Genomic DNA, 24173 nt, shown 5'->3' with positions numbered 1-24173 from the left:
CGCGGCCTTTGATTAAGGGGTGACCGCTGGTGTCACCGGTCTGAATTAACTCTCTAGTGTCTGTTCCAGACGCAGCAAAATTTCAAGGCGGCCGGGGCGCATATTCTGTGGAAATAGATTGATTGTGCTTTCCACAAGCGCCTTGGCCTCGCTGATGTCGCCCTTGTTTTCCAAGGCCCGTGTGAGGGCTGCGACGATGTTGCGGGCGCGGGGGTATGCTGCATGAGCCTCGCGCAGTGTCGTTTCCGCGAGTTCGGTTTTTTTCTGGTTGGCATAGATCGCGGCCAGCATGACGCTGAACTGCGGGTCATGCGGGAATTTTTCCAAGGCGGCGATGAACAAGGCGCAAGCGTCATCCATCCGCTTTTCTGATCGGGCAAGCGCGCCGGCCATCTGGTAATATTCACGGGAATTGGCATTGAGCGCGGTCAGTTTGTTGATCGTCTCTGCAGAGGCCGCGACGTCGATATAGCGCGACAGGATGCTGGCGTATTGCACCAAACCACCGGGCTGATCGCTGGTTTTCAGGACATCGCCCATATGCGCGATGGCCGCGGCGGCCTGCGGATTGGTTGCGTCATAGGCAAAGTTGGACGGGTAGCGATTGGGCGATTTGTGTAGGATAAACGCGGTTTTGTAGCGTTCAACCGCGTAGATTTGGCCCGCATAATCATCAATCGGCGCATCGGGGTGATGCACGACGATTTCAACGTGATCGACCATGGTAAAGCGGTGTTGGATGTAGCGCGACAGATCGGCGGTCGGTGCATCACATTGGATCACCATGACGCCGTTGTCCGCGAGCGTGTCAAAATGCGTCTCGATATCGGCGGGCGTGGTGCTGGCATCTGCGGTCAGGATCAGCAGGTCGCTGCTGTCGGTCGCGGGTTTGGTCGTAAAGGGCAGATCAGGCTGCGGGCCGACTACGGTCAGCGCGGGTGCGTTGGTCGTAAAAGGTGCAAACAACGGCGAGGTGAACACATCCCGCACAGCACCGTCTTTGGTTTTGTGCATCGCGATCATGTTGTGAAAGCGTTCCATCGCGGCGATGTCGTCATGCGCAGACAGGTCTTGGGCGATCTGGCCGAAATGACCAACCGCATTGGGCGCTGTCATCTCAAGGCTGCCACCAAAGCGGGGGTGAAACGAGGTTTGCACGTCTTCGGCCACGTAAATCCCGCCCGGCACCAAGGTCGGGAACAGCAGTTGAAAGCTTTCCACGATATGCTCATTGCGGTGGCTGCCGTCGTCCACGATGATATCAAACGGGCCACGTTTGGCGACGAGTTCTTTTAAAAAATCGGCGTCGACCTGACTGCCTTGCAGGATTTCGACGCGCGGGCCGAGGTCCATCGTTTTCTTTTGGATATCGATGCCGGTGATCTGCGCATTGGGAAAATAGTCGCGCCACACTTCTAATGACTGTCCACCGCGATCATCGTCCGCATAACCGCCTACCCCAATTTCAAGAACCCGGATCGGTTGATCGCGCAGGTGCTGGAACAATTTGTTATAGTTGGGGGTGTAATCGTGCAGTCCGAACTTGTCAGTGCCTGCGTGAATTGCTGCTGTCGTTAGATCGTCGTACATCATTAGCCTCGTATTTTTGGTTCAGCCTAGGTGCAGGTTGTTACCAGAATGTAGCATTTTTGCGGAAAGTATCGCGATTTGGGAATAATTGTGCATGTTTTCGCATTAATTCTTTGGCTTGATCCAACTCGCGCATCGGACGGCAGAGCGTAATCAGCCGTTCCAGCGGGGCTGGTTTTTTCGGGGCGAGCGTATGTGCCTGTGCAAACAATCCAAAAGCGGTCTCGATTTCGCGAGTTTTGGTGTGGGCATTGCCGAGCATCACCAGCAGGTCCGCGTCAGAGGCAAAGATGTCAGGGTGTTTGCTGTGTAACGCTTTGACGCCAGCGTAGTCCTCGACTTTGTACAGCATCCGCGTCGAGGCTTGTAACGCTTGGGTGGTCATAGCCGTGTCTTCGGCCCCTTCGACGTATTGCGTGACCACGTTAGACATGATCCGCGCCACGAGATCAGGCGAGACATGGCGGTAGTCGCCGCGCGCCCAAGCGAGTTCCGGGTTCGACAGGATCACAAATTCATAAGATGGGAAATAATCCACGCCGTCCGCGTCGCGGATGAATTCGTCGATGGCGGCGCGTTGAACGGATTTGGAGTAGGTATTGGCCACCAACACATCAACATCGCGGAATGTGGACAGTAGCGGAACGGGGCTGACCGTCACCAACATTTTAAGCGGTTTGGTGCGGTGTTTGAGCAGCAAAGCGTGTACATCATGCAGTGCGGTCAAAATATCATTGTAAGACAGCACGCGAAATTCAAAGCGGTTTGGCTCTGCTTTGATTAAAGGCTGCGGCGGGGATGTGTTGAGGTAAATCTCCAGTTTGGTGTCGTACCACGTCTCTACATAGCCCAGCGTGATGATCACCACATCCGCATCGCGGGCGCGTGCCATCACGTCTAAGTAACGGGTCCGGAAATCACGAATGTCGTCCATGCCAAATTCGAGTTTGGACATGCCCAACTGCATATCCGCATAAAGCCCGTCTTTATGCATCGGATAGATGATCGCATCACCGGGGTAGGTGTCGCGTTCCAAGGCCCATTTCAGATCATTATAAATCGAATGGATCGAGTATTTGTTAAAGAAGTTCGGCGTGAACCCAAGGCTATCACCGACCACGCCCAACTGATCTTCGTTGCTGGTGACGGTCATGCCGATATCCAGTAGCGCGGATTCCACGTTACGGGCAAAGCACGAGCCGATAGTGAAAACGCTGTCCGTGGGCTTCATCGCAAACGATGGTTTCGCGGATGGGGCTGCGAGCGGGTATAATCTGTCGCCGTCCCGTTTGGGCGATGGGTAGCTGCGCAGTTTGTTGGACTTTGCGTTGTCGTAAGCCGCGGCTGCGCTGATGCTGGAAAGCGGTTTATCGGTCATTTGATCCGGTCCTCAATTGAGCGGGCAATCGCGGGGCGTCCTTTTTTGGCCAGATATCCGGCCATGAGGCGTGCCAAGCCTGTGTGCCCCGCTTGGATCGCGTGATCGGCGAGCCCGTGATAATACCACGGCAGATCGCGGCGCGACCGGAACATCTGGTAATAGAGATGCGGGGTCATTTCGCCTGCGACGGCGGCTTGCATCACACCTTTCAACATATCGGCGCGGCGCATGAACAGCGCGGATTTATGCGAGGAATACCAGCTTTTTAGATGGTGGACATTGTCGCCTTGATAGCGGTCCGCATGTAGCCGGTCCGGTTCAAAATACGGGTCGTAGATGATGAAGACATCTTTGGCTTTGCTGCAATAATCAGGGGCGTCGCGGTAGCGGCCTGACCAATCTTGTTTGCGGCCAGAGCCAAAGCGTTTTTCCCACGGCACCAGTTTCTTATCCAGCGTCGATTGCGGCGAGAACGCCATCACGGTGCAGCCCGGTGCTAGGTGGGCAAAGGCGGTCGCGGCATAAGCCCCCATCGAAGTGCCGGTCATGACGACGCGCTTGAACCGCTTGAACAGGCCCGCTTTGGCTTGGCCTTCAAGGAAGTTGAACAGGGCCTCGTCGCGGAACCAGTTTTTCTCGAAGGACATGACGCCGAGGTGCGACCAGCCTTCAGAGCGGTAGAATGGATAGCCCCATGTTTCGCGGGCCAAGGACGGTTCTTTGACCGAAGACAGGTTGTCGAAGGAGACGATCAACGTGTCGGTGGTGCGAAAGGACATCTGGGCTGCGAATTTTTCGTCGGAATAATACCAGCCTTTGCGGTGATCCGAGCGGCGCAGATCGGCCAGCCAACGGGGTGCAATGTCATTGGGGTCCACCAGTTGCAGCGGGTTGTCGTCTTCTTGGACGGCATCGGTGTCTGGCATCGCGGCTTGGGATTGCATGATGGCTTTGGTCTTTTCTGGCGACAAAAGTGCAGTAATAGAACTGGTTGTGTCGGCTGCGGCCTCAAGCTGCATTTCACCAATCAGGGTCTGGAACTCTGCAACAGTGTCGAGGTGAGCTTGGTCTATATCGTCATCTTGGCGCAGGCGTTTAACCTCTGCGGCGGTGGCTTTGGCCCAACGGCTGATCGAGGTTTCCGCCACATGGTTGGTGTTGAACACCGTATGATCGGCAATCGACAGCGGGCTTTGTTCGCCGCCCAGCGGGTCGTCGATCAGGTTATGCAGCGCAAAGATCGCATTTGAGCGGATCATATAGTGGTTGATCTGCGCAAGCGTGCTGCCGCGTGTCTGCGCGTTTGCGGACCAACCCTTGAGCAACAACCGGTCGGTCACATCGTCGCCCGCGCCATTGCGCCAGATGGTGGGCACCTTGCCGCTGGTATGCGCGGCGTTCAATTGTGGGCGGTGTGGCCCGATACGGATCACAGGACCGGGGCGGAACATGGATTTCAGGCCAAGGTGTTTGTCATGCAAAACAGGTGTTTCGGGATTGGCGCGGGTCAGGGTCGAGAGCACGGATTGATCCGCGTAGCCCGCATGGCCCGCATTGCCAAAGATCCGCCAGTTCGGGCTGATCACATGGGTGTCGTCCAGATTGTCGATCGCGCCCAACAGATCGCCCACGGTGCCGTCGCCTGCATGAATGTTCAGGTATTCGTCGATATCCAGCACCATGACCCAATCCGCATTTTGGACGGCGGGCAGTGTCAACGCATGGGCATAAGCGCGGTTGCGGTGTCCATTGCCGGGGGCGGCTGGCAGGCCAGAGATCGGGATATGGGTGATCGCCTCGGCTGCATCCAGCGCATCAAGCAGATATTCGGACCCATCTGCGCTCATGTCGGACAGGATGATGATCCGGTCAAAGCCAATCGCACGATGATAGGCAGTCCATTCCAGTAAAAATGGGCCTTCGTTGCGTGCGGTTGCAATGAGTGTTGTCGTCTGTGTCATCTGCTCTATCCGTCTGAGTGCGGCTTAAGGATACTGCTAAACCCTAAAGAGGGCGTGTATATGGCACAACCAACCCATCTGCGGGGAATTTTCGCCAGTTGCCACAGATATGCCACGTCGAGGGTTCATTGCTTTGCCACCCCGGCCACGATATCGGGGGTATAGTTACAGATAAAACAGGCTTGTTCATGTTCACTGCCCCTTCATTAGACCAACCAATCGTTGATAACACAGTTTGCCTCAAAGGCGCTTTGGTGATTCCACCGCCCAAGGGTGATGCGAACCGATCGGTGCAGAAATCCGGTGTGCTGGATGCGGACGGCAATTTTGTCGAAAATTCGATCACATGGCGCAACACCAACCAGATCAATCTGGAGCCCGCGATGCCGGATGCGGGCGATATTGTGGACCTTGAAGGGTCTTATATGTACGCGGGGCCGCTCTTTGGTCACTTTGGTCATTTTCTGGTGGAAAGCATTTGCAGGTTTTGGGCGGTTGACCACCTGAAAGGGAAGATCGACGGGATTGCCTTTGTGCCGAAATTCCAGAACCGGCCGCAGCATGTGGTTGGCGTGTTCCGTCCGCTGATTGAAATGCTGGGCGTGGATATTCCCGTCATCAACATCGAAGATCCGACACGTGTTGAGACATTATATGTCCCACAGCAGGGTTTCGGCATGTTCGAGATGATCGAGGGCGCACCTGAATTCCGCGATTGGATCAAATCCAAAGGTGGCAAAGGTGTAGCGCCACAAGGCGACAAGAAAATCTACGTATCACGCTCGGCCCTGCCGCCTGCGCGTGGCTCTATGCTGGGTGAAAAACGGCTCGAAGCACTGCTCGAGGCTGAAGGCTACACGGCGTTCCACCCGCAAAAGCATAACTTTGAAGAACAAATCGCTGCTTATAAGGCCGCGACACATATCATTTCCATCGACGGATCACCGTTACACATGGCCGCATTGGTCTGTGATGCAAATCAAAAGGTTGCCTGTATTGCGCGGCGTGCTGGTAATCTGGACGAGATTTTCGCGCGTCAGCTCAAAGCGTTCCAAGAGATCGAAACCACCACGATTTCTGCCTTGGTCCAAGACTGGATTCCAGAGCAGGACAACCGGCCAAGCCGCGTGTCCTTTGGCGAGGTCGATTTCGGCATCCTGTATGATCGCTTGAAAGAAGGCGGGTTTATTTCGGGGGGCGAACGTTGGGCGCCGTTCTCGGATGCGGACCTTGCTGAACTGGTCGAAGAATTGGCTGTGGCTCAAAAAGTAGGCTTCAAGCGTTACGTCAAACCGTAACGCCTATTGATTGAACAGGTCTCACACTGCGCGGCCTCTCTGCGAGGGTGGCCGCGATTTGTGCTGTCACTGGCGAAAGCCACAAACCAATCTTAATCCTATCGCAACCTCGCAGGTGTATTTTTATCCGCGCGGGTGCGCTTTTCGTCAAAAAGCCAGAGTTTGACCGCAAAATGGGCGGAGTGCTTTGGAACAATGACGCTATGATGAATTTTGCTTTTCTGCGGCCAGCGGTCGCCTGTGTGATGCTATCGGGTCTTGCGGCCTGCGGTGGCGGCGGTGATAGTGATCCGGTGACGGATGTTGTTGTCCCGTCGGGCGGCAGCACGACGACGGACACCACATTAAGCGGGCCACGCGCGTCTGCGACAACGTTGCTCGCGACATGGGCACCGCCAACTTACACAAGCCTTGGGGCGATCCCGGTCAGCGGTGGTGCAAACTACGACGGCTATTTGTTTGGCGATTTGTCCAACGAAAGCGACGACATCACGGACAAAGTCGTGGGGTCATTGAGCATTCGGGCCAGTTTCAACGCAGGCGGCGCGAGCTTTACCGGCACGGCCAGTGATTTCATCGATAGCGATGACAATGACATGACGGGCACCTTGGCGATTAGCGGCGGTGCGTTGGACCGGAATGGTAACCCTGCCAGCGACGCGACTGTGCGCGGGGTGCAGGTTGCGGGGACACTGACGGATAATGCTGACCATGATTTGGTCTTTGCGGTCCAACTCGAAGGCGATTTCCTAGGTGACAGCTATGATGCCATCGGCGGCGACGCTTTGGGTGGCGTCAGCGTTGACGGTGTCGATCAAGACTTTGATGGCGGCTTTATCGCGGAACGGTAGACGATTTTTCGCGAAAAATTGCCGTTGGGGGCTGGCCCCCAACGGCGCTTCGCGCGTTCACGGCTGAAAAGGTCCACTGGACCTTTTCCAAGACGCCGCTCACCCCCCGGGATTTAGAAGAAGTCAAAGAAGCCAAAGAAGCGAAAGCGGCGTTAGCTGGTCTCGTAGCCTGTCGGGTTTGCGGATTGCCAATCCCATGTGCTGCGGGCCATGTCGTCTAGCGTGTGGGTTGCGGTCCAGCCCAACTCGCTATTGGCCCGTTGTGCGTTGGCTTGCATTGCCGCGATATCGCCTGCACGGCGCGGTTTGATCACGCAAGGAATGTCGCGCCCGCAGGCTTTGGCAAATGCGCCGACCATGTCGTGCACCGAATAGCTGGTCCCGGTGCCGACGTTGAACACCCGCGCCCCTGTGGCGTTTTGGGTATAATCGACAGCCGCCACATGGGCGCGGGCCAGATCAACCACATGGATATAGTCGCGCAGGCCGGTGCCGTCGGGCGTGTCGTAGTCGTCGCCAAAGACTTGCAACTCTTGGCGTGTGCCGACCGCGACTTGGGCAATGAATGGCATCAGGTTGTTTGGCACACCGTCAGGATGTTCGCCGATCTGCGTTGACGCATGTGCGCCGACCGGATTGAAGTAGCGCAGCAGCACGGCAGAGGCATCCGCATGGGTTGCGGCCCAATCGGTGATGATCTGCTCGGCGATTAGTTTGGTGCGACCGTAGACGGATGTCGGATTGGTCGGGTGTGCCTCGTCGTAGGGCAGGTAGACCGGCTCGCCGTAGACTGTGGCAGAACTGGAAAAGATCACGCGCCGGACCTGATGACGGTCCATCGCGGCCAGCAATTGCAGCGTGCCGCGCACGTTCACGTCGTAGTAGCCCAGCGGGTTTGTCATGGAATCGCCCACCGCCTTGAGACCTGCAAAGTGGATCACCACGTCGGGCGCAAAGTCAGACATGACTTGGTCGAGCATCGCGCCGTCGCGCACGTCGCCTTCATAGGCTGTGATCTGGCCGTTGGTCAGGGCGCGCACACGGGTCAGGACTTCGGGTGAGGCGTTGTCGTAATTGTCGAGAACGCAGACCGCGTGCGCTTGGCCCAGCAGTTCGACCAATGTGTGGGACCCGATATATCCGGCGCCGCCGGTGACTAATACACGCATACTATCTACTTTCGTAACAAATTAAGGCGGTCTTTAGCGGGTTTGCACAAAAGTGGCATCCCCTGTTGTGATATAAGCGGCGGTCAGCTGCCCAGTGGCATAAGCGCCTGTGTCCACAGCGATTTTGCCGCCCTGTGCATTGGCATGATCCACGATCGTGTGGCCGTGTGCGATCCATGCGCCATCGGTGCGCAGCACCGTCGCGAAATCCTTGTGACCCCATTTAAAGGTCTTGTCCGATTGCAGCGTTAGCGGCGTCGCAGGGTCCGCGCCTGCATGGACAACCGTCACATTACCACTGGCCCATGTGGTGGGCAGGCCGCGCAACCAATCCAGCATATCCGCGCCCATCGCATTCACCAGTGCATCGCGGGCCGTGGTCAATGCCTCGCCTTCGCTGCTATTGGTCACACCGCCGATGCCAAAGCTCGCCAATGTTTGCAGACCGCCGTAGCGTAGCCAGCGCGCACCTTTGGCTTCGGGTTGATCTAGAAACCCCAGCATCATGTCTTCGTGGTTGCCCGACAGGCAGGTGACGCGCGGGTCGTCTTTCATCGCAAACAAGCAGCGCAAAACACCTGCGCTATCGTCGCCACGGTCCACGTAATCGCCGACAAACACACGCGGCGCGTCTGGATCGCGGTCCTGCATCTGGTGCAACAGCGTGGTCAGCGGCCTCATGCAGCCATGCACATCACCGATCACAAAAAACGGGGCATCAGGGGCAAGAGGGGCATCAAAACGAGGGGCAGAGGCACCACCAAAAAGACGTTTGAGAAAGGACATAAGGGCCTGCGGTTTGGTTTGCTGTTGTGGGGAACTTAAGCGGTTTTGCACCCGACCCCAAGCTATGATTGACACCCCATGGATGCAGGGTATTTTGCCCAAGCTGGCGATCCAGCAGGGGGATGTCTTTGATGCTATGTTTTCGCGGGTTTGGTGTGCTGTGCCTTTGCGCTGTGCTAACCGCCTGTAACACCCCGCGCGGTGCCGGTTTCCAGACCGAAGTGCTGGCCGCAAGCCAATCTGCCACTGGCGATGCGGACGCCCAATATGATTTTGCAGTCGAGACCGTGACCCGTAACCGACTGGCCGCATTGCAAGATTGGCCGCGTGTGGGGGCTGCCTCGCATGGCTGGCTCAATAGCACAGCATCGGCGGGGGCACCGGTGATTGCGGCGGGTGATTTGCTGTCGATCACGATCTGGGATGCGGCTGAAAATTCGCTGCTGGTGGGGGCAGGGCAACGTGTCACCCAACTTGAGGCCATCGAGGTCGCGCCAAACGGCGAGATTTTCCTGCCCTTCGTGGGCGATGTGAATGTGGCGGGAATGACGGCGGCGGCAGCACGGTCACGGATCGAATCCGTCATGTTAGGCTCTAGCCCGTCCGCCCAAGTGCAGTTGAGCATGACGCCGGGACAAGCTAAAACCGTGAACCTTGTCTCTGGTGTACGCGCACCGGGGCGGTATCCGCTGCCGGATCGTGCTTATGGTGTGCTGTCGCTGCTGTCTGAAGGTGGCGGTGTTGATCCGAGCCTTGTTAACCCGCAGATCAAGCTGTTTCGTGGCAACCGGATTTACAGCACCTCTGTTGAGAAAATATTCAAAAACCCCACGTTAGACACGACTTTGCAAGGGCGCGACCGTGTGATTGTGGCCGAAGAAGAGCGGATGTTCCTGTCGCTGGGTGCCACTGGCACGCAAGCCCAACATCTGTTTCCAGATGATCGGGTGACTGCGTTGGATGCGCTGGCGATTATCGGTGGTTTGGCCGAAGACCGCGCCAATGCCCAGGGCATTCTGATTTTGCGGACCTACCCTAACAGTGCGGTTGGCGCGAATGGTCCGTCGAAACCTTGGGTCGTGTTCACGCTAGATCTGACGACGGCGGATGGTCTGTTCAGTGCGAAATCGTTTGAGATCATGCCCGGCGATTTGATCTACGGCACCGAAAGCCCTGTCAGCTCTGTCCGGACGATTTTCGCCTTGTTTGGCTCTGCTTTGGGTGTGGCTGCAGCACTATGACCACCGGCCCGTTGATTTTGGGTGCCAGCAGCCGCGTGGGGCGGATGCTGCACCGGCTTTGGGTGCAGGGCGCGCTGGATTTTGGAGGTGTACCTGTGTGGCAGTACCGCAAGGATGCCCCTGACCAAGCGGATCAGAAGATAATCTGGGATATGCTGGCTGATGCGGCACCTGACATTGCTGTCTCTGGCGTGATCTGTTTGGCGGGGCCAACGTCAGGGCCTGATCTGGATCTGAACCGTGATTTGGCTTTGGCGGCGGCTGATGTCGCGGATGGCGCGCCGCTGCTTTTCGCCTCGACCCAAGCCGTTTACGGGCCGCAATCGGGTGTGTTGTCTGAAAGTAGTCCCTGCCAGCCTGCTGCATATGGTGCGGCAAAGTTGGACGCTGAGGCGGTGCTGCGCGATTTGCCTAATGCCACGAGCCTGCGGGTTGCCAATGCGATTGGGGCGGATGCGCTGCTAATGGCAGCGGCGCGGGGCCCTGTGACACTGGACCGGTTCGCGGATGGGCAAAGTCCAAAACGGATGATGATTGGGCCGCGCGCCTTGGGGCAGGCTTTTGCTGATCTGTTGGCGCTTGGTGATTTTGCGGCACCCGTGCTGAACCTTGCGCAACCGGGATTGGTGGCGATGGCGGATATGCTGGTCGCCGCAGATCATCGGTGGACATGGCAAGACGCGCCCGCCACCGCGATCCCGTCGTTAGAGTTGGATATAACGAAGGTGCAGCGCCTGATCACATTGCCGCCCGCTGATCCTATGCAATTGGTGGCCGAGGCGCGATTGGCGGGGTGGGGCGCATGACGCCACAAAAGCGCGCCTTGGATATTGTACTGGCTTTGCTGCTGATTGTGCCTGCGATCCCGATTTTAGTGATCTTGATGGTGCTGTTGCTGATCACTGAGGGGCGACCCCTGTTCTACGTCTCGGAACGGATGAAGACCCCAACACAGGGCTTTTCACTGATTAAGCTGCGCACGATGCGGGTCGGCGCATCGGATGGCGGTGTTACAGGCGGTAACAAAAGTAATGCGATCCCGCCGGTCTATCGGGCCTTGCGCAAAAGCCGGCTCGATGAGCTGCCGCAGCTGTGGAATGTGCTGCGCGGTGATATGTCCTTTGTCGGGCCGCGTCCGCCGCTGCGCACCTATGTTGATGATTTTCCCGATCTCTATGCGGAGGTGCTGCGCAATCGTCCGGGGATTACTGGCCTTGCATCATTGCGGTTTCATCAACACGAAGAGCAGATTTTGGCGGCCTGCAGCACGCCCGCCCAGACCGATCACGCCTACCGCACCCGCTGTGTGCCGCGCAAAGCCACGCTTGATCTGATTTACCAGCGCCAACAATCGCTTTGCTTTGATCTGGCGTTGATTTGGGAAACCGCAGGGCGACCTTTTCGTCGCAAATAAGCGCATTTTGCCCATGAAACGCGATAAACCCGTGACTTAGCTTGTCATAGGGTCATAATTTGCTGTAATTCCAGCTAAATATAATCGCGATTACCTGCGGTTCGAGGATATCTATGTATCAACTGGTCAGCCAACTACCACGCTCGGCAAAGTGGGCGATCATGCTTGCGCTCGACATTATGCTGGCCCCTGTGGCGTTGTACGTAGGCTTTGCCTTGGTCAACAACACGTTGTCATGGGATCAGACGCCGCTATTTTCCTATCGTGCGATTGCCTTGATGATGTTGATTTCGGGTTTGTTGGCCGTGGTGATGGACATCTACCGCATCCAGCTCAAAGCCTATGAAAACCGCGCGATTGGCCTGTCGGCGATCCATGCGATGGCGCTGGGTCTGTCGGCGATTGTGCTGGATGGTTTGGTTGGACACAACAGTCCGGTGTCGGGATTTATCGTCTTTGCGATTGTGTTTTTCCTGATGGCTGTGGTCAGTCGTTTGGCGCTTTTGCAGGTGCTGCAAAGCGTCTATCGCGACAAAAACATGGAACAATCGCGGGTGCTTATTTACGGGGCAGGGCCTACGGGACGGCAATTGGCGGCGGCTTTGCGGATGGATGACAGTATCTTTCCGGTCGCGTTTATCGATGACAATACCACGTTGCAGGGCAGTATCGTGCAAGGTCTGCGGGTCTATGCGCCCTCCACGATCCGCAAATTGCAACGCTCGCGCCGTGTGGACCGCGTGCTGCTGGCGATGCCGTCGATCGGACGGCCACGGATGCTCAAGCTCACGCGCCAGTTGACCGAATGGGATTTGGACGTACAAGCTTTGCCGTCATTCGCGCAACTTGCACGCGGCAATACGCTGGTCGGGCAGTTGGAACCTGTGGCACCGGGTCAGTTTTTGGGGCGTCCTGCCTTCGAAGACGACCTGCTGGATGGTGCCGCCACATACCGCGACCGTTGTGTGTTTATCACGGGCGCGGGTGGCTCTATCGGGTCAGAACTGTGCCGTCAGGTATTGGATCATAAACCGCGCTGTCTGGTGCTGCTCGAGATGAGCGAACTGGCGCTTTACAACATCGACAAAGAACTGCGCGAATTGCAGGGCGATATTCCCGCCGTCGAGATCGTGCCGTTCCTGGGCACCGTCATGGATGGTCCGCTGATGCGGCAGATCATGGATCGGCATAGCGTTGAAATTGTGCTGCATGCCGCCGCTTATAAACATGTGCCATTGGTGGAACGCAATGCCATCGTCGGCGTCACGAACAACGTCTTTGGCACGCAAACGCTGGCATTGGCCGCGGCTGATGCGGGTGTCGCCCAGTTTATCCTGATTTCCAGCGACAAGGCTGTGCGCCCGACCAATGCGATGGGCGCGTCCAAGCGGCTTGCTGAAATCCTGATCCAGGATTTGGCAAACCGGACGGCACAAATTGGCCGCGGCAAAACGATATTTTCTATGGTGCGTTTTGGCAATGTTATGGGGTCGTCTGGCTCTGTGGTGCCGCTATTCCAAGACCAGATCCGCAAGGGTGGACCGCTGACGCTGACGCACCGCGACGTGACACGCTATTTCATGACGATCCCCGAAGCATCGCGGCTGGTGCTGGCCGCTGGTGCGCTGGCTGTGGGCGGCGACGTCTTTGTGCTGGATATGGGTGATCCGGTGCTGATCTACGATCTGGCACGCCGCATGATCGAAGCCTCAGGCCACACGCTGCGCGACACAAACAACCCCAGAGGTCAGATCGAAATCGTCATGACCGGGCTGCGTCCGGGCGAAAAATTATACGAAGAACTACTGATCGGCAACGATAGCAGGCCTACCGTGCACCCCAAAATCGTACGAGCGCACGAGCCGCAACTCAGCGAAATCGAAGTGGCAGCGGTGTTAAAAGCAGTACGGACAGCCGCGAGCGAGTTGGACGAGGCAGCATTACGCGTGGCACTGTCACGCTGGATCGAGCAGATTGGGTCGGCTGCAGCACCTACGGCATTGCGGGTGCACGCTAAAGAGGACGTGCCGAAGCGTCCGTTTTAATCTGTCGCGCCCATGTTTTCCTGATGCTGCGCAATCGCCTCTTCGATGTCATCGTAGTAGGTCAATATGCCGTCTTCCAGAACTGCCCCCGCATCGCACAGCTGGCGCATATCGGTCATTGCATGTGACACCACAACAGCACCCGCACCGCGCATCCGTTCTTCAAAAACCAGTCGGCTTTTCTTGCGGAATGCGGCGTCGCCCACGGATGTGACTTCATCCACGAGGTACGTGTCAAAGGGGATGCCAATCGAAATGCCAAAGGCCAACCGGGATTTCATACCAGAAGAATAGCTGCGCACAGGCAGATAAAAATGGGCACCAAGTTCGGCAAAGTCTTCGACGAAATCTAGCAGTTCGTCGGTATCAACACCGTAGACACGCGCAATAAACCGGCTGTTCTGCTCACCAGTTAAATCACCATGAAACGAGCCTGCAAAACCGACAGGCCACGACATTGATCCTTTGATATGGATCGTGCCTTTATCTGGTTTGACGGTGCCGCCGATCATTTGCATCAAGGTCGATTTACCCGCCCCGTTACGCCCCAAGAGGCCAACAGATTTGCCGGATGGGAACACGATGCTGATATCGCGGGCCACATATTTCGGCCCGTCACGGGTCCAGAAACTTTTCTTGATGTGGTCAAACTGGATCATTAGCGCCGATCGCGCAGTGCGTAATAGACAAGCGCCGTGATCGCCCAAGCCAAAAAGCTAAAGAGGGCCACGATACCAACCAGCAAAGGCCGACTTGGGAATTCCGAGCGTTCGGCCAAGGTGGGCTGGATGTAGGCCGCCAAATACCGGCTTTGACGATTGGCTTCCGCGCGGGCACTGTCAAAGGCCGCGAGTGTAATGGCGTAGGCTTGTTCGGCAAATTCGCGATCCACCGCAAGGCGTTCGAATTCGGCAATGGTTTCTGCGTAACTTGTGTCGTCCTCGGCACCGCCACCAACCCCGAATTTGCGACGTTCATCGCGGATGCGGTCTTCGATTACGATGATCCTGCGGCGGGCTTGTTCAAGACGTGGATCGCCATCACGAGTGGCATTATTGAGCAGGTCGAATTCGATTAATGCTTCAACTTGTTGCGATTGCAGTAGGTTTAGCAGGCCCATCTGGCCTTCGATATCAGCTGTAGGATCAACAATTTCGCTGGAAATACGAAACGCTGTCAGGCTTTCACGGGCGACTTTCAATCGCTCCACCGCAAGTTCCAAATCTTCGCGGGCGTAGCGTGTCGCATCCTCGCGCGCGATGGCGGATAGATTATTGATCATTTCAGAGGAATTGCTGAAGATTGCGTTTGCGATCGCGCGCGCTTCGTCTGGTTCAAACGCCAGCACCCGTAACTCCATCAGGCCAGACCCCGAGTCGTAAGATATCCGAACCATGCGTTGCCAATAGGCGGTCAGGTCTTCGATGGTACCGTCGGGATCAAAGCCAAAAATAGGGTCTGCGTCGACGTGGCGGGAATAGTAGCTGCGCAGATCAAGTTCTGTATCAATTTGGGCGACAAGCGCTTGGGAGCGAATAAATTCATACAGAATGTCACTGTCGCTACCGCCGCCGCCGCCAAAGCTAGTGCTAAGTCCGCCTAGCAGATCTGTCGCACTGGACACGTCTTCGCTGCGCACAGTGAAGGCTACGGTAGATGCATATTGTTCCACGGCGCGCACGGACAGATACGCCCATGTTGCAAGCACAGGCAGCAAGACCATGATTGCAAACGCAGATATCAGACCCCAATGGCGTGCCTTACGAGTGGCTTTGCCTGCGAAGGGCCGGATCACTACCGGCGATTTCTTTGGTTTCGCGGTTGGTTTTTTGGCGGGAGCCGGCGTAGGCTTTGGATGTGGGGCGTCTGCCATGAGTTATGTCTAGCCTACTTATTGTTAAGTCGAACTTAGCGGGTTGCACGTCATCAGGCCAGTGCTTCCCTAACGGTTCAGAATTTTTGCGTGCTTGTTCCAAAGCATCAAAAGGGCGAATGCAATCAAGATCATAGAGAAAGCGAAGCAATAGGTTAGCGACACATAACTTGCATGGTAGTTGGGGTAAAACCCTGTGCGGACAAGGCCAGTTGCATGTAGAACGGGGTTCCACCACAAGATGTCTTGGACCATGCGTGGCATATCTTCATAGATAAAGATGACACCGGATGCGATGAACAACGGTCTCGTCAAAATTTTCCAGATAACCTCCCAAACGGGAAACAGCCCAATCAGCAGGCAGTTGATCATGCCCACACCCAGCCCTGAGAACATGCAAATCATAAGGCCAACTATGATCGGCTGAATCGTAATAACTGTTCGTGTATCATCAAACACAAGCACGCCCGTGATGACGATGCAAAAGACCGTCAAGAATGTCAGGGCGTTCAGCAAAAAACGCGCCAGAATGGCATCTAGCCAGATGACACGTGGATAAGCGAGCATCGCTTTTGAGTATTTCAGCGCGGCCAATACCGCCCGCATTAGCTGATTGAACATGCTGTAGGTTAGAAAGCCCGTTGCGTAAAACAGGATGAAACTAGTGCCTAACGCGGGCGATTTTATTATTAGTGAAAAGCCGACCGTCAGAATGGCTATCATTCCAATGGGTTGTAAGATGGCCCAGACATATCCGCCCGGGCTGTCGCCATAGGTCGACCCCATCTCGCGTAACATCAACGCCAAGATCGACCGCAAGGGCGTCAGGGCAGGCATATCACCGCGAGTTGGCGTGGAGTTGGACATGTGTCTTTATAGATCAGTTTGCAAATAAGTCGCCAGAGAACTGGAGCGCCCCGTCAGGCCCGTCGACCAAGAATCCATTTGTGCGCAGCTCTGCCTCAAGCTGGTTGGCGGCGGCAGGATCAAAGGCCTTGTTGAACACGTAGCGTTTCAGAAAGATCACAACCGCAATGGGGTGTGGGACCAGCACAAGATTAGGCGTGTCAGTCGTGCAGTTGAACTCTGTGACTGGCGTGCGCCAATCGCCGTAATTTTCGGTCAAATACCGATCCGCATCGGCAGGTCCCAGCACAGTGTGATCGTAGAACGCATAAGGCACGACCTCGAAGGCACTGTTTTCCCAGCGATGCAGGGATGACCCATGCCAGTGGATCGCGGGTGTGACGCGGGTGTCGCGGTAGTGAATGAACAGGTCGATATGAATGCCTGATGTGTGAATAATCTTGAGGATGTACGGCACATCAGGATTGGTCGAGGTGGTATCCGTGTTGAACAGGCTCGACTTGTGGTAGTCGTATTTTTTCAACACAAAGCGGTCGCTTGCCAAAATCGCGGCACAGGTTGCACGGATATCGATTTCGTCCTCAAAGACGCCAAGGTCGATATCATAGTCGTGGGCGAGAAAACCCTTTTCCCGTACAAGCCCAAGAAACGTGCCTGACACAAAAAACCAAGGCAACTGATCAAGTGGAAACAGGGTGACGAAATCATCCAGTGCTTGTTTGGCGTCCTCAATCGGAAAGTCACCTTTGCGTGGCTTCTTTGGTTTCAAAGTGCTCGGAAGCGTTTCGCCCCGGTGTACGAGCAGCGCATCACAAGCCGCCTTAAACGCAGTCATATTGGGTATGCGTTGGGCAGGGTCGCTATTGTTGTCGAGCCTTCGGGCGGCCACAAAAGCACGGTCAGCGGCATAAACAATAGGTTCTAAATGACGCTTACGCGCAATGATAAACCGCTCCAACCCATCGAGTTGGGTGTCATTCATACCCTCGGTAGGATCAAAAAAGTCATCTTGGGACACATCAAGCTTTAGCCAGGACCGACGTGCATACCAAGCGCTGCGGCGTGCACCCAACTTAAAATCATTTTTTGTCCAAAAACATCCTGCAAGCTCGGCTGCTAGCACATGGCGGCGCGTGACAATCAGTGTCATGATATAAGCAAGGCTTGCTGCAATCCCACGCACCAAGGCACCATGGTTATGGTTCAGCAACATCATCATCTTAAAGCTTTTAGGAAGGTAGAGTTTCATTGTGCCGTCTCTGACAGGTTGATCAATCGAAGATAGGGCACCGGACGTCCTTTTGCTTTGGTAGTGCGTTTCAACATGAAAAAGGCCCGCATGACAATGCACGTCACAGCACTGCGTTGAGGTTTCATAGCAATGTTAAAAAATTGTCATTGCTTTGATACAAACGTCACCCAATCTGAGCCTATGATTGCCGCGACAGGAGACATCACATGTTCCAGCACCGCTTTGATACGACAACTGCGACACCGGTGAAGTTGATTGAACTTCAAATTCTCGAAGGTCTGGCTGCCTGCAAGCCAGTGAGCGAGATCGCGCAGAATATCGCCGCGACACTTGCCGTTCCCGACGAAAAGCCAAATCCAGCTTAGCCCGTTTTAACGCCCGGCTTTGTCATATTTGCCTTGATCAACGTGCTCGAGATCGCTGGCGTGCGGCTTAGATAATGGACGTCGCAAAACTCGGCTAGAAAATCGAACTCACCAGCCCAATCGTCACCCATGGTGAAGGTATCAATCTCATGTGCGACAACATCACGTGATTTCTGCTCCCAATCCTCTTCTGGGATGACCTCGTCGACATAGCGGATCGCTTCAAGAAAGGCTTTGCGCTCAGCGTAGTTAAAGTGTGACGTCTTGCCTTTGCCTGCATTAAATTTGTCGGTGGACAGGCCCACGATCAGATAATCACCAAGGCTTTTGGCACGCTCCAAAAGACGTATATGCCCGAAGTGCAGGGTATCAAAGGTCCCGTAGGTAATGACTTTTTTCAACGTATTATCCCTCTACTGCTCCACCGTCAGCGCTCGTCCACATAGTCTTTTTGTGTACACCTTATAAGCATACAAGCCTTATTGCATGATTAATATACGTTTGCGTTCTGTCATTAACACACCCAATGTGGTCGCCTTGATAACGCCAGACGTTGCTATTGCTTAGCTCCCAGATGTATGTGGTCTGGGTTGAAAGCCATGTAGAGAAAGCAGCGCGCAAATGAACGAGCAAAGAATTTCAGTTATTATTGCTGCTTACAACGTCGAAAATTTTATAGAGGAGGCTGTCAGTTCCGCGTTACAACAAACCCCTGCTTTTTATGAGGTGATCGTAGTTAACGATGCTTCGACCGACCGGACGTTAGAGGTTATTAACCGAGCTGTCGGAAACCACACCAACGTTCGCGTCGTCACTAATGTCAGGAACATCGGCCTTGGCCCTGTCCGTAATTTGGGGACGGCACAAGCTACTGGTGATTATATTGCCTATCTTGATGGCGATGATGTGTTCACCCCAAACGCGCATACTAAAATGCAAGAGGCGATCATCACAACGCCCGACGTTGCTATCGTCAATCATGCGCGACTCTATGAGGACGGCAAGGTAGTAGATAATGTACTCAGCCGACTGCTTACGAGTCGCGTTCATGAAACAGTCGATGAGAGAGTTAAGCTTTTTAATAACTTGAATGTAGCGTGGAATAAGGTTTACAGGCGCAATTTCCTATTGTCGTCTAAACTGACGTTTCCGGCAGGTAAATACGAGGATATCGCATGGAACTATGCTGTGCTGATGATGGCAAAAACCATTGTCACCATACCCGATGTCGCAATTCTTTACCGGCAACGTCAGGGATCTATCCTGCGTAGCCGTGACGATGCCCATTTTGATATTTTTGACCGATGGGCTGAGCTTTGGAAGTTACTTGAAAGAAATCCACAGTGGTATGAGCAATATGGTCAGGCATTGGCATTGCGTCGCTTTAATAGCCTTTTGACAGTGCTAGATAATAAGGATAGACTGCCGCCTAAGAGACGGTATGACTTTGCGCAACAGATCGAGGCGCTTTGTGAGCCTCGCAAAAACTTCAGGGCTTCAGTAGTTGGGCGCTCTAGCATGCTGCTAGGATCACGCCCAGGTTTTACCTTACGTAATGCGCTTAAGAGCGAAATGTATCTCTCGGTTCGTGAGAGTAAAGCCGTTAAATATGTTCGCAAGACTGCCCGCAATCTACGAGCGCGTCTAAATCTTTCAATATACAACAATGTATTAGTCCGCTTGCCCGTTGCACAAGATATGGTAATTTATGAATCTTATTGGGGCAAAAAAATTGATTGTAACCCCTATGACATTTTTACTCACCTTTTAGACACTGCACCGGGCAAATATCTACATGTCTGGGTTGCTCGCGACGGAGTGGAGATGCGTCGCACTGCGGGCAACGCTGTGCATGTGCGCGAAAAGACCCTGCGCTATTTCTACTATATAGCTCGAGCGCGTATCCTGATCACCAACGCAAATTTTCCGACTGAAGTAATAAAAAGGAAGGGCACGATCCACGTTCAGACAAAACATGGGACGCCACTCAAGTTTATGGGTCTGAATATCTTGCGGAAAAATCCGTCAGGGCTCGGTAATACCAATGCTTTTGCTCAGCGCTGCAAGCGGTGGGACTATGTCATTTCAAGCAATGAATATTCCTCTCGTATCTGGCGGCAAGGTTTTCCCTATAATTTTAAGATTTTAGAAACAGGTTATCCCCGCAACGATCGCCTCGTCACAGCCACCCCAAGCGAACGCGCCGCAATGCGCGAAACGTTAGGCTTACCTGCGGACAAACGAGTTGTGCTTTATGCGCCAACATTTCGCTCAGCTTCAAACCAGAAAAACCCTACAGATTACCCAGACAAAGAGACAATCATCTCTACCATCATGGCGGGGCTAGACGAGGACAGTGTTTTGGCAGTTCGCGATCATTACTTTTTGGCTCCTGACAGCAGTTGGTTGAATAATTCGCGCGTGATGGACGTCAGCGCACACGCCAGCTCCACAGATGTCTTGTTAGCCACAGATATGCTAATCACGGATTATTCGTCGATTATGTTCGACTTTGCCGTTCAAAAACGCCCAATTGTCATTTTTGCCTATGACAAAATACATTATGAGGCCACACGCGGTACCTACTTTGACATCAGTGAAGAACACCCAGGTGTTTACTGCGAAACTCTCTCAGAGCTTGAAACTGCCTTGCGCGACGATCATGCCCTATCCCCAGAGGCCAAAGCCAGCATGGATGCCTTTCATACCAAATTTTGCGCATGGGACGATGGTTATGCCACCGCGCGGGTTTGCGAGATAGTCTTCGCTCAAAGTCAGGTGTAGGACCCATAACAAGAATATGACGGCCGATGCGAGAGATGGCGCACAAGAGTATTTCCTAGCATCTGCCTTATAAGTAGCCAAGCGTCGGCAACTGTTACAAGCGAGGACGCGCGGTGAATGTAGATCCAGGATTACAGCGAGATAAACCCAACCCTCTTTTTTCGTCCAGATATAGGTGATGTCACCTGCCCACTTCTGATTGGGCGCATCTGCTGAGAAGTTACGATCCAGCGGGTTTGGCACGATATTGAACTTATGATCGCTGTCTGTCGTCACCTTATGCTTGCGTGTATGCCGTTCTGGCGCATCAAACGCCCGACACGGCGGTGGCCGATATTAAGGCAAATCTCTTTCAGCTCTTCAGTCATTCGTGGGCGACCGTAACTGCCCAGGCTGAGATGTGACTGCTCATTGATATGCGCCAGGGCGACAAATCAGATCGCTGCCAGCGGCTGGCAGGGCAGTTGCGAAACGCGCGCAAACCACAAAGACCGACGTCCATCACGTGGCACATCTGACCAATAGAGAATGCAAATCGGTGCTCTTCGATGAACTTAAACTTCACGGCTTTTGGCTCGCGAAGAACACCAGTGACCTGCTAGCGTGTCAGCCCACTGGTCAGTGCGATGCGCACCGCATCTTGCCTAAATTCGTCCGTCCGTTTCAGTCCCATAGTTAATCTTCTTTGTTGCAGTAAATACTATCAAAGGAGCGGCATCAAACGGCGACTGGTCCAGGTTTCATAAGGAGAATATTAGATCGAAGATCTTTGCAACAAAGCCTCTCGGTGGCAAAATTACATCCGACACTGTCACCAGATCCTCAATATTCAAAGCGTTTGATAAATTTTGGCGCTTTGAGCATGATATACTTGCCCAACACGAAGCCTCCGATTATGAAGTCCAGAACCGCAAATTCTCGTTATAGGTGGGACACCTTCTGAAGGCAGGTCGTAGATTTGTCCATATATTTGGGGTCATTTCAACTTTTCCGAAACGAGCTTCACTTTGAAAGTATGTAAAAAATGTATTATTTAATTGGGGGGGCAGGCGTTCCAAACTTTGGGGATGAACTGATAGTTCGGCAGTGGCTCGACTTTCTAGCTGGAAAAATAGATGAAAAAATTGTTGTGTCAGGAATGCGGAAAAAAGCACTCATCAATATCTTTCAAGAGAAATACCCATACGTTCATTATTCGTCAGCGCTCTATTCATACCAAAGTAAGCTTCCCTCTGGATTCTGGACCTCTCTCAAAGCAGGTCTAAATTTTTTCAATGATGGTATAGAATTAGAAGAAGGAGAAAAAGATCGCCTTCTTTCATCAAAGGTTTTCCATCTTCACGGAGGTGGATACATTAATAAGCTTTGGCCAAATAATGCTTTTTACATAGGTTTAGGGGCCGCTCTTAAAGAAAAAACTGGATGCCGTGTTGTTGGTACTGGCCTGGGGCTAATGCCATCACCAAAATTAGATGAAAGTGTTCCTGCTGTATATAAGGAGGCTCTAATGGCTTTCGATGCCATTGAGGTACGAGATTATCCATCCTTTGAGTACATACAAAAAGCTTCTAATGGTCAAGCCAACGTTATTTTAGGTCTTGATGATATATTTTTAATGCAGCCGTCTTTGCAGGCAGGACCGAAAACAATTCATATTATTATTCACTCACAGAGTTGGGCTGATGCTGCTGTGAGTAATCTTGATTTTGACTATATAAACTCTTTTGAACGGAAGATTTTTTGGCAGTGTCATTATAAGGATGTAGATCGCTATAACGAGCTCGAAAAGAAAATACCAAACCTTCAGCGCCTTGACGTGAGTGAGTTGACACATGAACCACTTCCTATGGGGCCCGAGGACTTTATGATTACTTCACGCTTCCACCCTCACATGCAAGCCGCTCGATCTGGCTTGCGCGGGCAATACATTGCTCCGTTTGGCTATTCTACTACGAAGCATTTTTCTGTGCTCGCGTTAGGGTCTAGATTTTCTCCACTACCCGAAAGTCATGCAGATGGGTCATATCGTATGTATCTTGAGGACCATGGCCGGACTATAAAAAAACAAGAGTTCTGGTGGGAGAAAGTTGGAAATTATCTTTAATTTGAGATAATTAGGGGGTGTGAACTCAAGTTAGGTTGCGACATTTCTCTATCCAAGTTTTCGTAGTTCTGCGGCAAATGCCTCTGCCGGCGTAAGCCATCCCATGCACTTCCTTGGGGTTCCGTTCATGCGCTCGCAAATTGCCTTCATATCGCGATCCGAGATCGGCGTGTCGCGTGGCAGATACCGCCGCGCACGCTTGTTTAGGTTTTCGACGGATCCTTTTTGCCACGGCGCTTGCGGATCGCAGAACCAGGCCTCAGTTCCGATCCCGGGTTTGAGCTTTCGCCAGCCCGAGAACTCAATCCCGCGGTCAAAGGTTATCGACTGGCGAGCGGTTTGGGGCAGGGGCTCCATCACATTCATCAGCCGCGTCATGAAGTGGTTTGAACTGCGATCGTTGTTGCGGAATAACACGGCGTACCGCGTCTTCCGTTCGACCAATGACGCGACATTAGTCTTGCCGTGTTCGCGCCGGAAGATCATCAGATCGCCTTCCCATGCGCCAAAATGCTCTCGGTCCTTGACGTGCTCGGGCCTGTTGTGGATTGAGCGTTCAAGCGGAAACATTATGCCGCATGGCGCGGTTTCCGCTTCTTACGGCGATCTGGCAGATATCGTGCGAGCTCCTGAGACTGACCATCTGAACTGTAGACATAAGAATAGATCGTCTCATGGCTGACGGTTGTCGTATGACCTTCGAACTTCAGGCGACCAGCAATCTGTTCGGGTGAGCAACCTTCCTGAAGCCGGTCGATGACAGCTTCACGGAGTGTCGGAATGCGCACCAGCTTTCTACGTCTTGCGCGACGCTCAGCGGTGCATCGCTGTGCCGTCATTCCATAATAACCACTCAGTTGAGGTAGCTCGTCGTCCTTAAAGAAGTTGCGTTTGATCTCGCGATAGATAGTTGCGCGGTGCCGATTGATCCTTCGCGCAATCTCAGTCACATTTACCTTGCGGTGCAAAAGGTCCTCAATCGTACGTCGTTCAGCTAGATTTAACTCGGTGCGTTTCATAAACTGTTCTCCTGACTTTCCAGTAGGATAGAGGAAAAGTCGCTTCCCAGTTTAGAATGTACCCGCGGCGACATCGACTGTTGCAACCAAGTTGAAATGTCCGTGGTTGCGCAAAGTAGAAATGTCTCACTTGGCGTGACGTGAGCATGGCTGGGCAGGGCGTAGACGTCATA

19 protein-coding genes and 2 pseudogenes are annotated in these 24173 nt (G+C 53.8%); 9 read left to right on the top strand and 12 right to left on the bottom strand.

What is annotated here, in order from left to right; translation table 11 throughout:
• Nucleotides 1-45: 45 nt before the first annotated feature.
• Genes FHS72_RS16030 through FHS72_RS16020 form a run of 3 tightly spaced genes read right to left on the bottom strand, consistent with a single transcriptional unit; the run spans nucleotide 46 to nucleotide 4932 of the window.
• Nucleotides 46-1593: a class I SAM-dependent methyltransferase gene (locus FHS72_RS16030; protein WP_221235454.1), complete on the bottom strand. Its 1548-nt coding sequence runs from the start codon at nucleotides 1591-1593 to the stop codon at nucleotides 46-48.
• A gap of 37 nt (nucleotides 1594-1630) precedes the next feature.
• On the bottom strand, nucleotides 1631-2968 hold the full coding sequence (locus FHS72_RS16025) for a GSCFA domain-containing protein (protein WP_183530683.1): 1338 nt from the start codon (nucleotides 2966-2968) through the stop codon (nucleotides 1631-1633).
• On the bottom strand, nucleotides 2965-4932 hold the full coding sequence (locus tag FHS72_RS16020) for a glycosyltransferase family 2 protein (RefSeq protein ID WP_183530681.1): 1968 nt from the start codon (nucleotides 4930-4932) through the stop codon (nucleotides 2965-2967). The genes FHS72_RS16025 and FHS72_RS16020 overlap by 4 nt, the downstream gene beginning before the upstream one ends.
• 188 nt (nucleotides 4933-5120) lie before the next feature.
• Between FHS72_RS16020 and FHS72_RS16015 the strand changes: the two genes are divergently transcribed.
• Entirely contained in the window at nucleotides 5121-6230 is a 1110-nt protein-coding gene (locus FHS72_RS16015; protein WP_183530680.1) for a glycosyltransferase family 61 protein, read from the top strand.
• Nucleotides 6231-6433: 203 nt separating this feature from the next.
• Nucleotides 6434-7081, top strand: coding sequence for a hypothetical protein (locus tag FHS72_RS16010; RefSeq protein ID WP_221235453.1), 648 nt, complete (start codon nucleotides 6434-6436; stop codon nucleotides 7079-7081).
• A 152-nt stretch (nucleotides 7082-7233) separates the two neighbouring features.
• On the opposite strand, the gene galE is transcribed toward FHS72_RS16010, so the two are convergent.
• Together galE and FHS72_RS16000 are read right to left on the bottom strand one after the other, a co-directional pair.
• Nucleotides 7234-8250 (bottom strand): UDP-glucose 4-epimerase GalE, encoded by a 1017-nt coding sequence (gene galE, locus FHS72_RS16005; RefSeq protein ID WP_183530676.1) that lies wholly within the window; start codon nucleotides 8248-8250, stop codon nucleotides 7234-7236.
• A gap of 33 nt (nucleotides 8251-8283) precedes the next feature.
• A complete protein-coding gene (locus tag FHS72_RS16000) occupies nucleotides 8284-9036 on the bottom strand; it encodes a metallophosphoesterase (protein ID WP_183530674.1) in 753 nt (250 codons plus the stop codon).
• Between the two features lie 131 nt (nucleotides 9037-9167).
• On the opposite strand from FHS72_RS16000, the gene FHS72_RS15995 reads away from it, so the two are divergent.
• The 4 genes from FHS72_RS15995 (at nucleotide 9168) to FHS72_RS15980 (ending at nucleotide 13736) form a co-directional block, all read left to right on the top strand.
• Nucleotides 9168-10277, top strand: coding sequence for a polysaccharide biosynthesis/export family protein (locus FHS72_RS15995; RefSeq protein ID WP_183530672.1), 1110 nt, complete (start codon nucleotides 9168-9170; stop codon nucleotides 10275-10277).
• Nucleotides 10274-11083 carry an NAD-dependent epimerase/dehydratase family protein gene (locus FHS72_RS15990; protein WP_183530670.1) on the top strand — a complete coding sequence of 270 codons (810 nt, stop codon included), beginning with the start codon at nucleotides 10274-10276 and terminating at the stop codon, nucleotides 11081-11083. Before FHS72_RS15995 ends, FHS72_RS15990 begins: the two co-directional genes overlap by 4 nt.
• On the top strand, nucleotides 11080-11691 hold the full coding sequence (locus FHS72_RS15985; protein ID WP_183530668.1) for a sugar transferase: 612 nt from the start codon (nucleotides 11080-11082) through the stop codon (nucleotides 11689-11691). The genes FHS72_RS15990 and FHS72_RS15985 overlap by 4 nt, the downstream gene beginning before the upstream one ends.
• Nucleotides 11692-11804: 113 nt before the next feature.
• Entirely contained in the window at nucleotides 11805-13736 is a 1932-nt protein-coding gene (locus tag FHS72_RS15980; protein ID WP_183530666.1) for a polysaccharide biosynthesis protein, read from the top strand.
• Here FHS72_RS15980 and FHS72_RS15975 read toward each other — a convergent pair.
• The 4 genes from FHS72_RS15975 to FHS72_RS15960 all read right to left on the bottom strand — a co-directional run bounded on the left by FHS72_RS15975 (nucleotide 13733) and on the right by FHS72_RS15960 (nucleotide 17725).
• On the bottom strand, nucleotides 13733-14395 hold the full coding sequence (locus FHS72_RS15975) for an ABC transporter ATP-binding protein (RefSeq protein ID WP_183530664.1): 663 nt from the start codon (nucleotides 14393-14395) through the stop codon (nucleotides 13733-13735). The two genes, FHS72_RS15980 and FHS72_RS15975, sit on opposite strands and share 4 nt — an antisense overlap.
• Nucleotides 14395-15531, bottom strand: coding sequence for a KpsE/RkpR family capsule polysaccharide export protein (locus tag FHS72_RS15970; protein ID WP_343042708.1), 1137 nt, complete (start codon nucleotides 15529-15531; stop codon nucleotides 14395-14397). Before FHS72_RS15970 ends, FHS72_RS15975 begins: the two co-directional genes overlap by 1 nt.
• 147 nt (nucleotides 15532-15678) lie before the next feature.
• Nucleotides 15679-16476: an ABC transporter permease gene (locus FHS72_RS15965; RefSeq protein WP_246414820.1), complete on the bottom strand. Its 798-nt coding sequence runs from the start codon at nucleotides 16474-16476 to the stop codon at nucleotides 15679-15681.
• Between the two features lie 13 nt (nucleotides 16477-16489).
• Complete coding sequence (locus FHS72_RS15960; protein ID WP_183530662.1) at nucleotides 16490-17725, bottom strand: LicD family protein; 1236 nt, start codon at nucleotides 17723-17725, stop codon at nucleotides 16490-16492.
• A 209-nt stretch (nucleotides 17726-17934) separates the two neighbouring features.
• Here FHS72_RS15960 and FHS72_RS15955 point away from each other — a divergent pair, with 209 nt between their 5' ends.
• Entirely contained in the window at nucleotides 17935-18093 is a 159-nt protein-coding gene (locus tag FHS72_RS15955) for a hypothetical protein (RefSeq protein WP_183530661.1), read from the top strand.
• On the opposite strand, the gene tagD is transcribed toward FHS72_RS15955, so the two are convergent.
• The gene (gene tagD / locus FHS72_RS15950) at nucleotides 18090-18494 is read right to left on the bottom strand and encodes a glycerol-3-phosphate cytidylyltransferase (RefSeq protein ID WP_183530660.1); all 405 of its coding nucleotides are present in this window, start codon (nucleotides 18492-18494) and stop codon (nucleotides 18090-18092) included. The genes FHS72_RS15955 and tagD overlap by 4 nt on opposite strands.
• A gap of 220 nt (nucleotides 18495-18714) precedes the next feature.
• Between tagD and FHS72_RS15945 the strand changes: the two genes are divergently transcribed.
• Complete coding sequence (locus tag FHS72_RS15945; RefSeq protein ID WP_183530658.1) at nucleotides 18715-20877, top strand: bifunctional glycosyltransferase/CDP-glycerol:glycerophosphate glycerophosphotransferase; 2163 nt, start codon at nucleotides 18715-18717, stop codon at nucleotides 20875-20877.
• 102 nt (nucleotides 20878-20979) lie between these two features.
• Here FHS72_RS15945 and FHS72_RS15940 read toward each other — a convergent pair.
• Nucleotides 20980-21550 (bottom strand): annotated as a pseudogene (locus FHS72_RS15940) (IS3 family transposase); the annotation flags it as partial.
• Between the two features lie 351 nt (nucleotides 21551-21901).
• Here FHS72_RS15940 and FHS72_RS15935 point away from each other — a divergent pair.
• The gene (locus FHS72_RS15935) at nucleotides 21902-22981 is read left to right on the top strand and encodes a polysaccharide pyruvyl transferase family protein (protein ID WP_183530656.1); all 1080 of its coding nucleotides are present in this window, start codon (nucleotides 21902-21904) and stop codon (nucleotides 22979-22981) included.
• Between the two features lie 48 nt (nucleotides 22982-23029).
• On the opposite strand, the pseudogene FHS72_RS15930 reads toward FHS72_RS15935, so the two are convergent.
• Nucleotides 23030-24000: pseudogene (locus tag FHS72_RS15930) on the bottom strand (IS30 family transposase).
• Between the last annotated feature and the right edge of the window lie 173 nt (nucleotides 24001-24173).

This window comes from Yoonia ponticola (genome assembly GCF_014199395.1).
Lineage (GTDB): Bacteria > Pseudomonadota > Alphaproteobacteria > Rhodobacterales > Rhodobacteraceae > Yoonia > Yoonia ponticola.
Note: the sequence above shows the minus strand (reverse complement) of the source record. Positions and strands in the feature narration are given on the sequence as shown.

Coding starts and splice junctions, on each gene's coding strand:
- FHS72_RS16030 (WP_221235454.1), bottom strand. CDS start 1,593: ATGATGTACGACGATCTAACGACAGCAGCAATTCACGCAGGCACTGAC.
- FHS72_RS16025 (WP_183530683.1), bottom strand. CDS start 2,968: ATGACCGATAAACCGCTTTCCAGCATCAGCGCAGCCGCGGCTTACGAC.
- FHS72_RS16020 (WP_183530681.1), bottom strand. CDS start 4,932: ATGACACAGACGACAACACTCATTGCAACCGCACGCAACGAAGGCCCA.
- FHS72_RS16015 (WP_183530680.1), top strand. CDS start 5,121: ATGTTCACTGCCCCTTCATTAGACCAACCAATCGTTGATAACACAGTT.
- FHS72_RS16010 (WP_221235453.1), top strand. CDS start 6,434: ATGATGAATTTTGCTTTTCTGCGGCCAGCGGTCGCCTGTGTGATGCTA.
- galE (WP_183530676.1), bottom strand. CDS start 8,250: ATGCGTGTATTAGTCACCGGCGGCGCCGGATATATCGGGTCCCACACA.
- FHS72_RS16000 (WP_183530674.1), bottom strand. CDS start 9,036: ATGTCCTTTCTCAAACGTCTTTTTGGTGGTGCCTCTGCCCCTCGTTTT.
- FHS72_RS15995 (WP_183530672.1), top strand. CDS start 9,168: ATGCTATGTTTTCGCGGGTTTGGTGTGCTGTGCCTTTGCGCTGTGCTA.
- FHS72_RS15990 (WP_183530670.1), top strand. CDS start 10,274: ATGACCACCGGCCCGTTGATTTTGGGTGCCAGCAGCCGCGTGGGGCGG.
- FHS72_RS15985 (WP_183530668.1), top strand. CDS start 11,080: ATGACGCCACAAAAGCGCGCCTTGGATATTGTACTGGCTTTGCTGCTG.
- FHS72_RS15980 (WP_183530666.1), top strand. CDS start 11,805: ATGTATCAACTGGTCAGCCAACTACCACGCTCGGCAAAGTGGGCGATC.
- FHS72_RS15975 (WP_183530664.1), bottom strand. CDS start 14,395: ATGATCCAGTTTGACCACATCAAGAAAAGTTTCTGGACCCGTGACGGG.
- FHS72_RS15965 (WP_246414820.1), bottom strand. CDS start 16,476: ATGTCCAACTCCACGCCAACTCGCGGTGATATGCCTGCCCTGACGCCC.
- FHS72_RS15960 (WP_183530662.1), bottom strand. CDS start 17,725: ATGAAACTCTACCTTCCTAAAAGCTTTAAGATGATGATGTTGCTGAAC.
- FHS72_RS15955 (WP_183530661.1), top strand. CDS start 17,935: ATGTTCCAGCACCGCTTTGATACGACAACTGCGACACCGGTGAAGTTG.
- FHS72_RS15945 (WP_183530658.1), top strand. CDS start 18,715: ATGAACGAGCAAAGAATTTCAGTTATTATTGCTGCTTACAACGTCGAA.
- FHS72_RS15935 (WP_183530656.1), top strand. CDS start 21,902: ATGTATTATTTAATTGGGGGGGCAGGCGTTCCAAACTTTGGGGATGAA.